The organism is Sphaerisporangium sp. NPDC004334 (assembly GCF_053602655.1).
Window position 1 is genome coordinate 135,691 of the sequence record NZ_JBSGDZ010000007.1, and the last position, 13,424, is coordinate 149,114.

Genomic DNA, 13,424 nt, shown 5'->3' on the forward strand with positions numbered 1-13,424 from the left:
AATGGCACGGCCCGCGGCGGGTAGGCGAAGGGAGTGAGAGGGCGGGGGGCTCTCCGGGCGCGGGAAGGGGAAGATCGTGACGGGCCGTGTCGACGCCAGGAACGCAGAGGGCGTCGCCCTGGACGGAGAGGGCTACGACGCCTCGCCGTACCTGCCCGGCGAGGACGACCTGCGCGCCCTGAGCGAGGCCGCCGCCGGCTGCCGGGGCTGCCCGTTGTACCGGGACGCCACCCGGACCGTCTTCGGCGAGGGGGACCCCGGCGCGCGCGTGGTCCTGGTGGGGGAGCAGCCGGGCGACCAGGAGGACCGGCGCGGGCACCCCTTCGTGGGGCCGGCCGGCGGCGTCCTGACGCGGGCCCTTGAGGAGGCCGGCATCGACAGGACCCGCGCCTACGTCACCAACGCGGTCAAGCACTTCAAGTTCACGGCGCAAGATCGCGGCAAGAAGCGCATCCACAAGCCGCCGACCCTGCGCGAGATGGCGGCCTGCCGGCCGTGGCTGGCCGCCGAGCTGCGGGTGTTGCGGCCCGACGTCGTCGTCGCCCTCGGCGCGACCGCCGGCAAGGCGCTGCTCGGCCCCTCCTTCCGGGTGACCAAGGAGCGCGGTGTGCTGCTGCCCTTCCCGCCGGCCGGTGACGGCGCCGGGGCGTGGGAGGGGGCGTTCGCGCCGGAGGAGGCGCTGCTGCTGGCGACCATCCACCCATCGGCCGTCCTGCGCGCGCAGGACCGCGAGGCGATGTACGCCGGGCTGGTCACGGACCTGCGGGTCGCCGCCGGCGCCCTGCGGTGATCACCGGGGGCTCCAGCGGCGCGCCTTTTCCGGTCATGGCGACCTTATAGGGTGGGAACGTGATCCATGATCGGGCGTCGAAGTACGACGGCGGCACGCCGGTCGCGGTGACCGTCGACCTGGTGATCTTCACGCTCGGGCGGCATGATCTGCAGGTTCTGCTCATCGAACGCGGCAAGGAGCCGTTCGAGGGCGAGATGGCGCTGCCCGGAGGGTTCGTGCGCGCAGGTGAGGGCCTGGACGCCGCCGCCCTGCGCGAGCTGGAGGAGGAGACCGGCGTCGACGGGAGCGTCCTGCACCTGGAGCAGCTCCGCACGTTCGGCGAGCCCGGCCGCGACCCGCGCAACAGGACCTTCACCGTCGCCTACCTCGCCCTGGGCCCCGACCTGCCGGCGCCGGTCGCCGGCACCGACGCCAGGGCGGCGCGCTGGGTGCCCGTCGGGACGGCGCTCTCCCCGTCGGTGCGGCTCGCCTTCGACCACGCCGAGATCCTCGGGCAGGGCCTGGACCGGGCCAGGGCCAAGCTGGAGTACACCACCGTGGCCGCGGCCTTCTGTCGCGAACCCTTCACCCTCGCCGAGCTGCGCCACGTCTACGAGGTGGTCTGGGGCATTCCGCTCGACCCGAGCAACTTCCGGCGCAAGGTGCTGAAGGCGGAGGGCTTCGTCGAGGCGACCGGCGAGTCGCGCCCGCTGGAGATCGGCCGGCCCGCCGCGCTGTACCGCCGCGGCCCGGCGGGGCTGCTGTTCCCCCCGATGCCCAGGGCCGGCGACCCCGGGCACTAGGTCCGCTCCCGTACCGGCCGGCCCGGCTTCCGCCGCACCGCCCGGATCCGCGGATCCCTCGCCACCCCGGAGCCGCCCGGATTCGCGGCTTCCTTGGAAACCACCCGGATCCACCGATCTTCGTCGGATCTGGACACGGGTGTCGCGACGGCTCCGGGAGCACAGGGGCGCCGCGGGGCTATGACGCCCGCTCGTAGCGGCCGGCCGGGCGGGTCAGGCCGAGACGTCCGCGCAGGTCGGCCGTCTCGTAGGCGCCGCGGAACGCGCCGCGGGCCCGCAACTCGGGCACCAGGCCGCGCGTGATCGCCGTCAGGTCGTGGGGCAGCACCCCCGGCCGCAGGCGGTAGCCGTCCAGGCCGGCCTCCCGCCAGGCCAGCAGCAGGTCGGCCAGCGCCTCGGGGGTGCCGCTGAAGACGAAGGCGTCGGACTCCAGCTCGGCGCCGTCGAGGTCGTCCAGCCGCTCCTTGCGCCCCGGACCGGCGCCGGGGCCCTCGAGGAAGACCACGATGTCGGCGAGGATGCGCAGCGCCGGCCCGGTGCGGCCCACGGCCGCCTCGGCGGTCCGCACGCGGCCGACGATGGCCTCGGCGTCCTCGCGGTCGCGCGGAGTGACGTACACGACGTCGGCGCCGCGGGCCGCGAACTCGTAGGGCAGCGTGTCGTGGGCGAGCACGGTGACCAGGGGCTGGCCCTGCGGCGAGCGCGGGGTGATCGACGGGCCGCGGACGCTGAACCACTCGCCCTGGAAGTCGATGTAGTGCAGCCGGTCGCGGTCGATGAACCGGGCGGTCGGCACGTCCCTGATCTCGGCGCCGTCCTCCCAGCTGTCCCACAGGCGGCGGACGACCTCCACCGCGTCCGAGGCCTCGTCCAGCAGCCGCCCGACGTGCGCGGTGACCGCCGGGTCGGCGAGGTCCAGCGGAGGGAAGACGCGGCGGCCGAAGTGGGCGGCCTCGTCCGGGCGGGCCGACACCCGCGGGCGCCAGCCGGCCCGCCCGCGGCTGACGTGGTCCAGCGAGGCGATGCCGATCGCGACGTGGAACGGCTCGGTGTGGGTGGTGCTCGTCGTCGGCACCAGCCCGACGCGGGAGGTCAGCGGCGCCAGGCTGGAGGCCAGCAGCACCGCGTCGAGCCGGCCGCGCACCTGGTCCAGGCGCTCGTCCTGCCCGTCGAAGCGGGAGGACTGCAGCGCCAGGGAGTCCTCGAAGGTCACCCAGTCGAGCAGGCCGCTTTCGGCCTCCAGCACCAGCTCGGCCCAGTAGCCGGCGGTGAACAGCCGGTCGGGGCGGACGCCCTCGGCCCGCCAGGCGGCCGGATGCCAGCCGGCGCCGTCCAGGGCCACGGCGAGATGCAGCGTCATCGGGTCTCCTTCGTCAGGCCGAGGTGGTCGCGCAGGGTGGGGCCGGTGTAGTCGGCGCGGAAGACGCCCTTCTCCTGCAGCAGCGGGACGACCTTGTCCACCAGGTCGTCCAGGCCGCCCGGGGTCAGGTGGGGCACGAAGATGAAGCCGTCGGCGGCGTCGGTCTGGACGAAGGTGTCGATGGCGTCGGCCACGGTCCGCGGCGTGCCGATGAAGGTCTGCCGCGCGGACACCTCGATGACCAGCTCGCGGATCGACAGGTTCTTCTCCTGCGCGAGAGCCCGCCACTTGGCGGCCAGCTCGCCCCGGTCGCGGCGGAACTGGGCGCGGCCCTTGGACACCTCCTCTCCGAGGTCGGGTTCGAGGTCGGGCAGCGGGCCGTCGGGGTCGTACGCCGACAGGTCCCGGCCCCAGACGGCCTCGACGAAGGCGATCGCGGTCTGCGGGCTGACCTGCGCCCGCCGGATCTCGGCGGCGTACTCGCGCGCCTCCTGGTCGGTGTCGCCGAGGACGCACGTCACCGCGGGGAGGATCTTCAGATCCTCCGGCCGCCGCCCGTACGCCGGGAGGCGGCGCTTGACGTCGGCGTAGAAGGCGCGGCCCTCCTCCAGCCGGGAGTGCCTGCTGAAGATCACGTCGGCGTCGGAGGCGGCGAACTCGCGACCTTCCTCCGAGTCGCCGGCCTGGATGATCACCGGGTGGCCCTGCGGGGGGCGGGGCACGTTGAACAGGCCCGTGATGTCGAAGTGGCGGTCCCGGTGCCGGAACGGGGTGACGCCGCCCGGCCGCAGGAACCGTCCGGAGGCCGGGTCGGCGACCACCGCGTCCGGCGCCCAGGAGTCCCACAGCTCGCGCGCCGTCCGCAGGAACTCGGCGGCCCGGGTGTACCGGTCGCCCTCGGCCAGGAAGCCGCCGCGCCGGAAGTTCTCGCCGGTGAAGGCGTCCCAGCTCGTCACGACGTTCCACGCGGCCCGGCCGCCGCTCAGGTGGTCCAGCGACGCCAGCCGCCGCGCCACCTCGTACGGCTCGTTGAAGGTGGAGTTGACCGTGGCGGCCAGCCCGAGGTGCGTCGTGACCGCCGACAGCGCCGCGAGGACGGTCAGCGACTCGGGCCGCCCCACCACGTCCAGGTCGTGGATGCGGCCCTTCATCTCCCGCAGCCGCAGCCCTTCGGCGAGGAAGAAGAAGTCGAACTTGCCGCGCTCGGCCGTCCGGGCGAGGTGGCGGAAGGAGTCGAAGTCGATCTGGCTGCCGGAGCGGGGGTCGGACCACACGGTGGTGTTGTTGACACCGGGGAAGTGGGCGGCGAGGTGGATCTGCTTGGTCATGGGCCTTCCTGACGAGGAGTCCGGGGCGGGGACGGCGCCCAGGCGGGGGCCGCACGCATGTGACGGCGGGGGCCCCGTCCGCCCCGCCGGGGCGGACGGGACGGTCCGCCCCCGCCGGGGCGACAGCGCGGTCCGCCTTCGCCGGGTGGGGGAGGGCGGTCAGGCGACGACGAGCGCCTCGGCGGTGAACTCGCGGCCGGCGACGATCTCGGAGACGAACCCGTCCGGCCCGACCGGCCGGTCGCCGATCAGGGTGACGCGGTGCAGGGTGCGCTCGACGTCGAGGTGGTCCAGGTCTGCGGGGGCGAGGTGGGCGGTGGCGCGGTTGTCCCAGAAGGCGACGCTGCCGTGCTCCCACCGGAAGCGGACGGTGTACTCCGGGCGGGTGATCTGCTCGTACAGCAGTTCCAGCACGCGGCGGCTCTCGTGGGAGGACAGGCCGACGATGCGGTCGGTGAAGCCGGGGTTGACGAACAGGGCCCGTTCCCCGGTCTCGGGGTGAACGCGGACCACGGGGTGCACGGAGACCAGCAGGTTGTCGTTGATCCGCTTGAGGAGCCTGCCGTCCTCCGCGGCGGCCTGCTGACCGGCCAGGAAGCGGTGCTCGGCGCGCAGCCCGTCGGCGAGCCGGCGCAGCGGCTCCGACAGGCCCTCGTAGGCGGCGACCAGGTTGGTCCACTGGGTGTCGCCGCCGAAGGCCGGGACGGTCTCGCCCCGCAGGATCGAGGCGGCCGGCGGGTTGACGGCGGCGGTGACGTCGGTGTGCCAGCCGGAGTAGTAGGAGTACTGCCGCGTGCGGTACAGCTCGCGGTACTGCTTGCCGTACCGCTCCTCGTACCGGCGCGGGTCGATGGTGAGGATCTGCGGGAACTCCTCCGGCGGCGCGTCCTCGTGCGGGTGGGCGTGGGTGAGGTCGCCGAACTGCCGGGCGAAGGAGATCTGCGCCGCGTGGTCGAGGGTCTGCCCGCGGAAGAACACGACCTTGTGCGCGAGGAGGGCCTGGCGGATCTCCGCCACCGTCGAGGGGTCGAGCGGCCGGGAGATGTCGATGCCCCGGATCTCGGCGCCGATGTGCCCGGCGACGCGGCGGACGTCCAGGGTGGTGGTCGATGGCATGAGCTTGGGCCTCCATGAGCTCTGGTGGCGCGGGCCCGGGGTCGCGGACCGGCGCGGTGAGGTGCGGGGCCGGGTACATCGACCTTGTGTCATTTTCCCCTATAAGTCAATAGGGAATACATGGAATATGGCCCCTCAGGCCTGGGCCAGCGTCAGCAGCCCCGCGCCGACGAGCGCCGCCGCCCACATGCGGTCGACGTTGAACCAGGCGCGGCGCAGCACCGTCAGCCCGGCCACCTCGTACACCACCAGCGCCACCACGCCGGCGACCGTGAACATGGCAAGCGTGTGCAGCGCCGCCACGCCGAGGTCGCCGGCCAGCGCGTGCGCGAGATGCCCGGCGTACCCGCCCGTCATGCCGTCCATGCCGTTGACGCCGTTCATGCCGGACATGCCGGGCATGCCGCTGTGGGCGTCCTGGCCGGTCTGGACGCGGGTGAACAGCGGGACGAGCATCAGCCCCGCGCCGTGCGCGGAGGACATCAGGAACGACCACGCGGCGAGCTGCGGCAGCGACAGCCGCATGCCCACCCAGCGGAAGTGCCGGTTGGACAGCAGCCGCCACAGGCCGAAGACGACCAGGGCGGCGCCCCCGGCGATCGACAGCGCCGTCGCCGTCACCAGCGAGCCGGTGACGGCGACGGCCAGCGCGACCAGCGCCACCGAGGCGAGGTGGCCGGCCGCGATCGCCGGCAGCGACCACGCGAGCCTGCCCCTGCTGTGCTCCTGCAGGCCGCGGGCCACCGCGAACAGCCATCCCATCGCCGGGTTCAGGCCGTGGAAGGCGCCGAGCAGGAGCGCCGCGGTGATGGTCACGGGTAGCAGTAGGAGTCGGAGGAGGCGTCGCCGCCCTGGAGCCGCACCTGGTGGGGACGGAGGCCGCGGAAGTCGCCGCCGTGCGGGAAGAAGCGCTCGTCGAAGGCGAACGTCCCCGCGTCGATCTTGGCCATCCAGGCGCCCACCCCTTCAGGGTAGAACTGGTCGTCCCACGCGCCGTACAGGGAGTTGGTGAGGTAGACGCGCCGGCCGTCCCGGCTCACCTCGACCATCTGCGGGCCGCCCCGCAGAGGGACGTCCGGCGCGGCCGGGTGCGCCTGGGTTCGGGCGATGCCGCCGATGCGCAGGGAGCCGATCTCGACCGGCTTGAAGGGGTCGCTCACGTCGTACTGCTTGATCTCCCCGGTGCCCCAGCAGGAGACGTACAGGCGCCGGTCGTCCACCGACAGGTCGATGTCGGTGATCAGCGGCGGCACGGCGCCGAACGGCTTGAGCAGGTCGGGCAGGTCCTCGGGGTCGGCGGGCTCGGCCGGGATGTCGATCACCTTGCGCGCCTGCCAGCGGCCGTCCTCCTTGAACCACGTCCACACCGACGCCGACAGGTCCTCGACGCTGATCACGACGCCGGCGAACCCGTAGGTCCGCGTCGGGTCGTGCGCGGGGCGCAGTTCGAGCGCCATCTGGTACTGGTCGCCGAGGTCCACCTCCTGCACGTGGCGGCGCTTGCGCAGGTCCCAGAAGTGCAGCTTGTGGCCGTACTGGCGGCCGAGGAGCAGCTCGCCCACGACGCCGTTCTCGATCATCGACGGGGTGCCCCACTCGGAGGTGACCAGCACGTCGTGGTTGATGTGCCACCAGAAGTCGTAGGCCAGGTACTGCGGCCCGCGGTCGCGCTCCCACCGGCCGAGCACCTCGAACGACAGGTGGTCCAGGACCGCGATGCCGCCCGGGCCCTCCTGGCCGTCCGCCCCGCCGAGCGCGGAGACGTACAGTCCCTCGGGCCCGCAGTGGACGGTGTGCGGGCGGGAGTACCCGGCGCGCCTGGCCAGCTCCTCGGGCTCGATCACCTTGACGATCTCGGGGCTGATCCGGTCCTTGGTGTCCAGGATGTAGATGCGCGAGGAGCGCAGGCCCGGCACGACCAGGTAGCGGCGCTCGACGTGCGGGTGCGGCGCGTACGGGCACAGCGCGCTGCTGCAGGCGTTCCACCCGAAGTGGTGCAGCTCGTCGCCGGTGTTGGGCAGGTCGGTCCAGCCGACGACCTTGCCGTAGCCGGGCGAGGCGGGGTCGGTGTCCACGACGGCCATGGCGTCGGGCCTTTCGGCCCGCCGGTCGAACGCGGCCACGTAGGCGAGCCGTTCCGCCGGCGCGGTCGCGGCGTCTCTCGGCGACGGGTAGAAGGTCGGGTCAGGAGTCCAGAGTGCCATGCCCCCATGATTCCGGCATTGCCTATGGAGTCAATAGGTAATCTACCGGTTACGGCGTGTCGTCAGCGCTGGTGACAGGGCATTTCTATGTATATCCGGTAGGAAATATTGACTTGGTCGGCCCCGCCGTCGTAGGTTCGATCTATGGGCCAAGGGCTTTACCTCACACGGCGCTCGCACGTCGACTTCGGCCACCTCGCCAGCGCGCAGTGTCGCTGATCGCGCATCGCGGGCATCCTTCACACCCGCCCACACCGGCGAGGGGGGCGTGCGGCCAAGGTGCCGCCGCGATCCCACCTCGCGCCTCCGCGTGGCCGACGGTGTCCACGCCTTCCACCACCCGTGTCACCTCCGAACGACCGTCCCTTCCGGCATGCCCCGCCCGCGGCGCGGCCTCGCGCGAGCATGCCCTTCCTCCATGAGGCCTTCCGTGATCAGACGCAGACACGCCCTTCTCCCCGTTCTCCTCGCCACGACCCTGGCCGCGTGCGGCTCGGCCTCCGGCGCCTCCACGCCGGGCGGCCTGGAGCTCACCGAGCTGCGCTACCAGGGCGGCGTCGGGGCCGTCAGCTTCCCCGAGCTGGCCGAGGAGCTCGGCTACCTCGCCCCCATCAAGCTCAAGTGGATCGGCAACACCATCTCCGGCCCGCAGGACATCCAGGCCGCGGCCACCGGCCAGACCGACTTCGGCGGCGCGTTCGACGGCGCCATCGTCAAGCTCGCCGCCGCCAAGGCCCCGATCAAGGCGGTCGTCGGCTACTACGGCAGCGACAAGGACAGCTACGTCGGCTACTACGTCGCCGGCGGCTCGCCCATCAAGGGCCCCCGCGACCTGATCGGCAAGAAGATCGGCGTCAACACCCTCGGCGCCCATCTGGAGGCCGTGGTCAAGGAGTACCTCAAGCGAGGCGGCCTCACCCCGCAGGAGATCGCCAAGGTCGAACTGGTGGTCGTCCCGCCGGTCAACACCGAGCAGGCGCTGCGCCAGGGGCAGATCGACGTGGCCGCGCTGTCGGGCATCCTGCGTGACAAGGCCCTGGAACGCGGCGGCATCCGCCCGCTGTTCAAGGACATCGACCTGTTCGGCCCGTTCACCGCGGGCAGCGTCGTGCTCACCGAGCGGTTCATCCAGCGCAACCCGAACACCACCCGCAAGTTCGTCGCCGCCTTCGCCAAGGCCGTGGAGTGGACCCAGACCCACTCCCGCGAGGAGGTGATCGCCGAGTACAAGAAGATCATCGCGGCCCGGGGCAGGAACGAGGACGCCGGCGGCGTCGCGTTCTGGAAGAGCAGCGGCGTCGCCAACAAGGGCGGCGTCATCGACGCCAAGGAGTTCCAGACCTGGATCGACTGGCTGCAACGCGAGGGCGAGATCAAACCGGGCCAGGTCAAGGCGGCCGACCTCTACACCAACCAGTACAACCCCTTCGCGAGCGGGAGCGCCTCATGAGCGCGGCCGGCCGTTCCGTCGCCGTGACGGACGCCGTGACCGCCCCCGCCACGGAGGACAGCACCCGGACGAAGATCGAGATTCGGGGTGTCGGCAAGACCTTCGAGATCAGAGGATCGGACCAGCCGTTCACCGCGATCGAGGCCATCGACCTGGACGTGCGCGAGGGTGAGTTCCTCACCCTGGTCGGGCCGAGCGGCTGCGGCAAGTCGACGCTGCTCGACCTGATCGCCGGTCTCACCGCGCCCACCACCGGACAGGTCGTCATCGACGGCCGCGCGGTGACCGGGCCAGGCCTGGACCGCGGCATCGTCTTCCAGCAGTACGCCCTGTTCCCCTGGCGCACCGCCCTCGCCAACGTCGAGTTCGGGCTGGAGGCCAAGGACGTGCCGCGCAGGGAACGGCGCGAACGGGCCCGCCACTACCTCGACCTCGTCGGGCTCGCCGGGTTCGCGCAGCGCTACCCGCACGAGCTGTCGGGCGGCATGCGCCAGCGCGTCGCCATCGCGCGCAGCCTGGCCTTCGACCCCGACGTGCTGCTGATGGACGAGCCGTTCGCCGCCCTGGACGCCCAGACCCGCGAGTCGCTGCAGGAGGAGCTGCTGCACATCTGGGAGAAGACCGGGAAGACCATCGTCTTCATCACCCACGGCATCGACGAGGCGGTGTACCTGGGGCGGCGGGTCGCGGTGATGACCTCCCGGCCCGGCCGGATCAAGAAGATCATCGACGTGGCGTTCGGCTCGCGCGAGGGCGACCTGCGCGCCGACCCGCGGTTCGGCGAGTACCGCCACGAGATCTGGACCCTGCTGCGCGACGAGGTCGCGGCGGCTCAGGAGCAGGAGCGGACCATTGGCTGACACCCTCGCCGCCCCCGGCGCCACCCCGCGGGCGGCGTCCCAGAACCCGGCCGCTGGCGCCACCCCGCGAGTGACACCCCAAAAAACGGCCCCCGCCGCGCCTGCTCGGAAGCGGCGGGCCGGCGGCGGGCGGGTGGCGTTGCTGGCGCGGCGGTCGCTGGCCCTGGTGCTGCTCGCCGCGACCTGGGAGCTGCTGCCCCGCACGGGCGTGGTGGACCGGGTCTTCGTGCCCCCGCTGTCGGAGGTCCTGGCCGCCTGGTACGACCTGCTGGCCGGCGGGCAGCTGCTGGAGCACTTCCAGGCGTCGCTGATCCGCTCGGTGTCGGGGTTCGGCCTGGCCATCGTGCTGGCCATCCCGCTGGGGCTGGCCATCGGCTGGTACCGCCCGGTCGCCGACTTCCTCACCCCGGTGCTGGAGCTGTTCCGCAACACCTCGCCGGTGGCCCTGCTGCCGGTGTTCATCCTGATCCTGGGCCTGGGCGAGACCTCCAAGATCACCTTCATCCTGTACGCCTGCGCCTGGCCGATCCTGCTCAACACCATCGGCGGCGTCCGCACCGTGGAACCGCTGCTGATCAAGTCGGCCCGATCCATGGGGCTCGGCCCGCTGCGCCTGTTCCGCAAGGTCATCCTGCCGGCCGCCGTGCCGGCCGTCTTCACCGGCGTCCGCCTGGCCGGGGCCTACTCCATCCTCGTGCTGCTGTTCGCCGAGATGGTCGGCGCCAAGGCCGGGCTCGGCTACCTCGTCCAGGACGCCCAGTTCAGCTTCCGCATCCCCGACATGTACGCGGGAATCATCACGATCTCGGTGCTCGGCGTGCTGTTCAATTTGCTCCTGCTGACCGTGGAGCGCCGCTTCTCGACCTGGAGGACCTCCGCATGACCGCCCGCACGCTCCACCTCAACGCCTTCCTCATGGGCGTGGGCCACCACGAAGCGGCCTGGCGCCACCCGCGTACCGAGCCCGCCCGCCTCACCGACGTCCGCCACTACCAGCGGCTCGCCCGCATCGCCGAGCGCGGCCTGCTCGACTCGGTGTTCCTCGCCGACGGCCTGGCCCTCCAGGGGAACGTCCGGCACAACGCGCTCGGCGGCCTGGAGCCGCTCACCCTGCTGGCGGCCCTGGCGGCGGTGACCGACCACATCGGGCTGATCGCGACGGTGTCCACCACCTACAACGAGCCGTTCCACGTCGCGCGCAAGTTCGCCTCGCTGGACCACATCAGCGGCGGCCGGGCCGGATGGAACATCGTCACCTCCGCGAGCGAGGCCGAGGCCCGCAACTTCGGCATCGAACGGCCCGCGCACGCCGACCGCTACGCCAGGGCCACCGAGTTCCTGGAGGTCGTCACCAAGCTGTGGGACAGCTGGGAGGACGACGCGGTCGTGGGCGACCGGCACAGCGGCACCTACGCCGACACCGGGAAGATCCACGCGCTGGACCACCAGGGCGTCCACTTCCGGGTCGGCGGCCCGCTGAACACCTCCCGCTCGCCGCAGGGCCACCCCCTGCTGGTCCAGGCCGGGTCCTCCGAGGACGGCAAGGAGTTCGCCGCCCGCTTCGCCGAGGCGGTCTTCACCGCCCAGCAGACCCTCGCCGACGGCCAGGAGTTCTACGCCGACCTCAAGGCGCGCGTCACCGGGCACGGCAGGCGCCCCGAGGACGTGCTCGTCCTTCCCGGCATCTCGCCGATCATCGGCTCCACCGAGCAGGAGGCGCGGCGGCTGGAGCGCGAGCTGGAGGAGCTGATCATCCCCGCCTACGGGCTGGCGCAGCTCGCGCACCTGGTCGGCATCGACCTGCCCGAGGAGGCGCTGGACCGGCCGCTGCCGGAGGTCCCGCTCGAGACCGAGGGGGCGCAGAGCCGTCGCAAGCTCGTCATCGACATCGCCCGGCGCGACGAGCTGACCGTGCGGCAGCTCCTCGGCCGCCTCGCGGGCGGGCGCGGGCACCGCGTGGTGACCGGCACCCCGGAGCAGATCGCCGACCAGATCCAGACGTGGTTCGAGAACGGCGCTGCCGACGGGTTCAACATCATGCCGCCGATCCTGCCGGACGGCCTGGAGCGCTTCGTCGACCACGTCGTGCCGGAATTGCAGGCCAGAGGGCTGTTCCGCACCGCCTACGACGGCCGCACCCTGCGCGGCAACTACGGCCTGGCACGGCCCGCCTCCCGCCACGCGGCCGGCGACGCCGGCGAGCGCCTCGGCGTGGCGGTGGCGTCATGAGCGCCCCGGTCGCGCTGGTCGGCAACCCCCGCCCCGGGTCCAGGACGCTGACGGCGGCGGTCGCGGCGGCCGAGGCGGTCGGACGGCGGACCGGGCACGACGGCCCCCCGCGCGTCGTGGACCTGTCCGAGCTCGCGCCGCTGCTGCTCACCGGCCCCTCGCCCCAGGTGGAGGCGGCGCTGGAGGCGGTGGCCGGAGCCGGGGTGCTGGTGGTGGCCAGCCCCACCTACAAGGCCACCTACACCGGCCTGCTGAAGGTGTTCCTCGACCGCCTCCCCCCGGGCGCCCTGTCCCGGACGGTGGCGCTGCCCCTGCTCGTCATGGGCGACCCCCGGCACGCGCTGGCCGTCGAGCTGCACCTGCGCCCGGTGCTGGCCGAGCTCGGCGCGCAGGTGCCGACCCCCGGTCTGGCCCTGCTGGAGTCGCAGATCCCCGACCTGGAGGCGGCGCTCGCCGGGTGGGCCGACCGGGTCGCGCCCCAGGTGGCCGCGACGTCGCGGGAGAGGGCGGAGATATGACGGAGACGGTGCCCGCTCAGCGCCCGCCGTTCCGCCTCCCCAGGCGGGACGACGGCACGCCGCCCACCGGCCCGGCGTCCGCGCGCCCCGATGGCACGGCGCCGGGGTCGGTGGACGAGGAGACGTTCCGGCAGGCGCTCGCCGTGCACGCCGCGGGGGTCGTGGTGATCACCGCGCAGAGCGAGGGCGTGCCGGTCGGGCTGACCGCCACCTCCTTCTCCTCGGTGAGCCTGGACCCGCCGCTGGTGTCGTTCTACGTCGCTCAGGAGTCCACCACCTGGCCGTGGCTGCGCTCGGCCGACCACTTCGCCGTCAACATCCTGACCGGCGACCAGGCGGAGCTGGCGGCGCGGTTCGCCCGCAAGGGCGTCGACCGCTTCGCCGAGCCGACGCGCTGGCGGCCCGGGCCGCTGGGCGCGCCGTTGCTGCAGGACGTCTCGGCGCACCTGGTGTGCCTGCCCTACGACACCTTCACCGTGGGCGACCACGTGCTGGTCGTCGGGCTGGTCGCCGAGGCCGGGGTCTACCATCCCGGCCACCCGCTGCTCTACCACCAGGGCCGCTTCGGCCGCTTCACCACCCACCCCTGACCGCCCGCCTTCCCGCAGACCGGCCCCCGCCGGCCCGGCTCACGCCCCCGGGCCGGCGGGCGGCTCGCCGCCGGCCGCCCCGCCGCCCGTCACAGGCGAGGCGGCCGGCCCGGCGGACGATCAGTCCGCGTGGCCCTGCAGTGGCAGGACGCCCGGCGCAGGCGTCGACGACACGCCGTAGGTCAGGGAAATCT

General features: G+C 73.0%; 13 protein-coding genes. 8 read left to right on the forward strand and 5 right to left on the reverse strand.

The genetic code is table 11. From position 1 onward, the window contains the following. Positions 1–76: 76 nt before the first annotated feature. Entirely contained in the window at positions 77–790 is a 714-nt protein-coding gene (locus ACWEN6_RS10675; RefSeq protein ID WP_452569980.1) for a UdgX family uracil-DNA binding protein, read from the forward strand. A 62-nt stretch (positions 791–852) separates the two neighbouring features. Beyond that, entirely contained in the window at positions 853–1,575 is a 723-nt protein-coding gene (locus ACWEN6_RS10680; protein ID WP_452570100.1) for an NUDIX hydrolase, read from the forward strand. Between the two features lie 178 nt (positions 1,576–1,753). On the opposite strand, the gene ACWEN6_RS10685 is transcribed toward ACWEN6_RS10680, so the two are convergent. From ACWEN6_RS10685 to ACWEN6_RS10705, 5 genes are all read right to left on the reverse strand, one after another. Continuing rightward, the gene (locus ACWEN6_RS10685; protein ID WP_452569981.1) at positions 1,754–2,935 is read right to left on the reverse strand and encodes an LLM class flavin-dependent oxidoreductase; all 1,182 of its coding nucleotides are present in this window, start codon (positions 2,933–2,935) and stop codon (positions 1,754–1,756) included. After that, complete coding sequence (locus ACWEN6_RS10690) at positions 2,932–4,263, reverse strand: NtaA/DmoA family FMN-dependent monooxygenase (RefSeq protein WP_354835743.1); 1,332 nt, start codon at positions 4,261–4,263, stop codon at positions 2,932–2,934. Before ACWEN6_RS10690 ends, ACWEN6_RS10685 begins: the two co-directional genes overlap by 4 nt. A 159-nt stretch (positions 4,264–4,422) precedes the next feature. Continuing rightward, on the reverse strand, positions 4,423–5,379 hold the full coding sequence (locus ACWEN6_RS10695; RefSeq protein WP_452569982.1) for a TauD/TfdA dioxygenase family protein: 957 nt from the start codon (positions 5,377–5,379) through the stop codon (positions 4,423–4,425). 135 nt (positions 5,380–5,514) lie between these two features. Continuing rightward, positions 5,515–6,195, reverse strand: a complete 681-nt coding sequence (locus tag ACWEN6_RS10700; protein ID WP_452569983.1) for a hypothetical protein — start codon at positions 6,193–6,195, stop codon at positions 5,515–5,517. Beyond that, positions 6,192–7,583 (reverse strand): selenium-binding family protein, encoded by a 1,392-nt coding sequence (locus tag ACWEN6_RS10705; protein ID WP_452569984.1) that lies wholly within the window; start codon positions 7,581–7,583, stop codon positions 6,192–6,194. Before ACWEN6_RS10705 ends, ACWEN6_RS10700 begins: the two co-directional genes overlap by 4 nt. A 430-nt stretch (positions 7,584–8,013) precedes the next feature. On the opposite strand from ACWEN6_RS10705, the gene ACWEN6_RS10710 reads away from it, so the two are divergent. From ACWEN6_RS10710 to ACWEN6_RS10735, 6 genes are all read left to right on the forward strand, one after another. Beyond that, the gene (locus ACWEN6_RS10710; RefSeq protein WP_452569985.1) at positions 8,014–9,033 is read left to right on the forward strand and encodes an ABC transporter substrate-binding protein; all 1,020 of its coding nucleotides are present in this window, start codon (positions 8,014–8,016) and stop codon (positions 9,031–9,033) included. Further along, positions 9,030–9,893 (forward strand): ABC transporter ATP-binding protein, encoded by an 864-nt coding sequence (locus ACWEN6_RS10715; RefSeq protein WP_452569986.1) that lies wholly within the window; start codon positions 9,030–9,032, stop codon positions 9,891–9,893. Before ACWEN6_RS10710 ends, ACWEN6_RS10715 begins: the two co-directional genes overlap by 4 nt. 133 nt (positions 9,894–10,026) lie before the next feature. Further along, positions 10,027–10,776, forward strand: coding sequence for an ABC transporter permease (locus ACWEN6_RS10720; RefSeq protein WP_452569987.1), 750 nt, complete (start codon positions 10,027–10,029; stop codon positions 10,774–10,776). Beyond that, complete coding sequence (locus ACWEN6_RS10725) at positions 10,773–12,122, forward strand: LLM class flavin-dependent oxidoreductase (protein WP_452569988.1); 1,350 nt, start codon at positions 10,773–10,775, stop codon at positions 12,120–12,122. The genes ACWEN6_RS10720 and ACWEN6_RS10725 overlap by 4 nt, the downstream gene beginning before the upstream one ends. After that, positions 12,119–12,640, forward strand: a complete 522-nt coding sequence (locus tag ACWEN6_RS10730; protein ID WP_452569989.1) for an NADPH-dependent FMN reductase — start codon at positions 12,119–12,121, stop codon at positions 12,638–12,640. Before ACWEN6_RS10725 ends, ACWEN6_RS10730 begins: the two co-directional genes overlap by 4 nt. Next, the gene (locus ACWEN6_RS10735; RefSeq protein ID WP_354835724.1) at positions 12,637–13,230 is read left to right on the forward strand and encodes a flavin reductase family protein; all 594 of its coding nucleotides are present in this window, start codon (positions 12,637–12,639) and stop codon (positions 13,228–13,230) included. The genes ACWEN6_RS10730 and ACWEN6_RS10735 overlap by 4 nt, the downstream gene beginning before the upstream one ends. Positions 13,231–13,424: the final 194 nt, after the last annotated feature.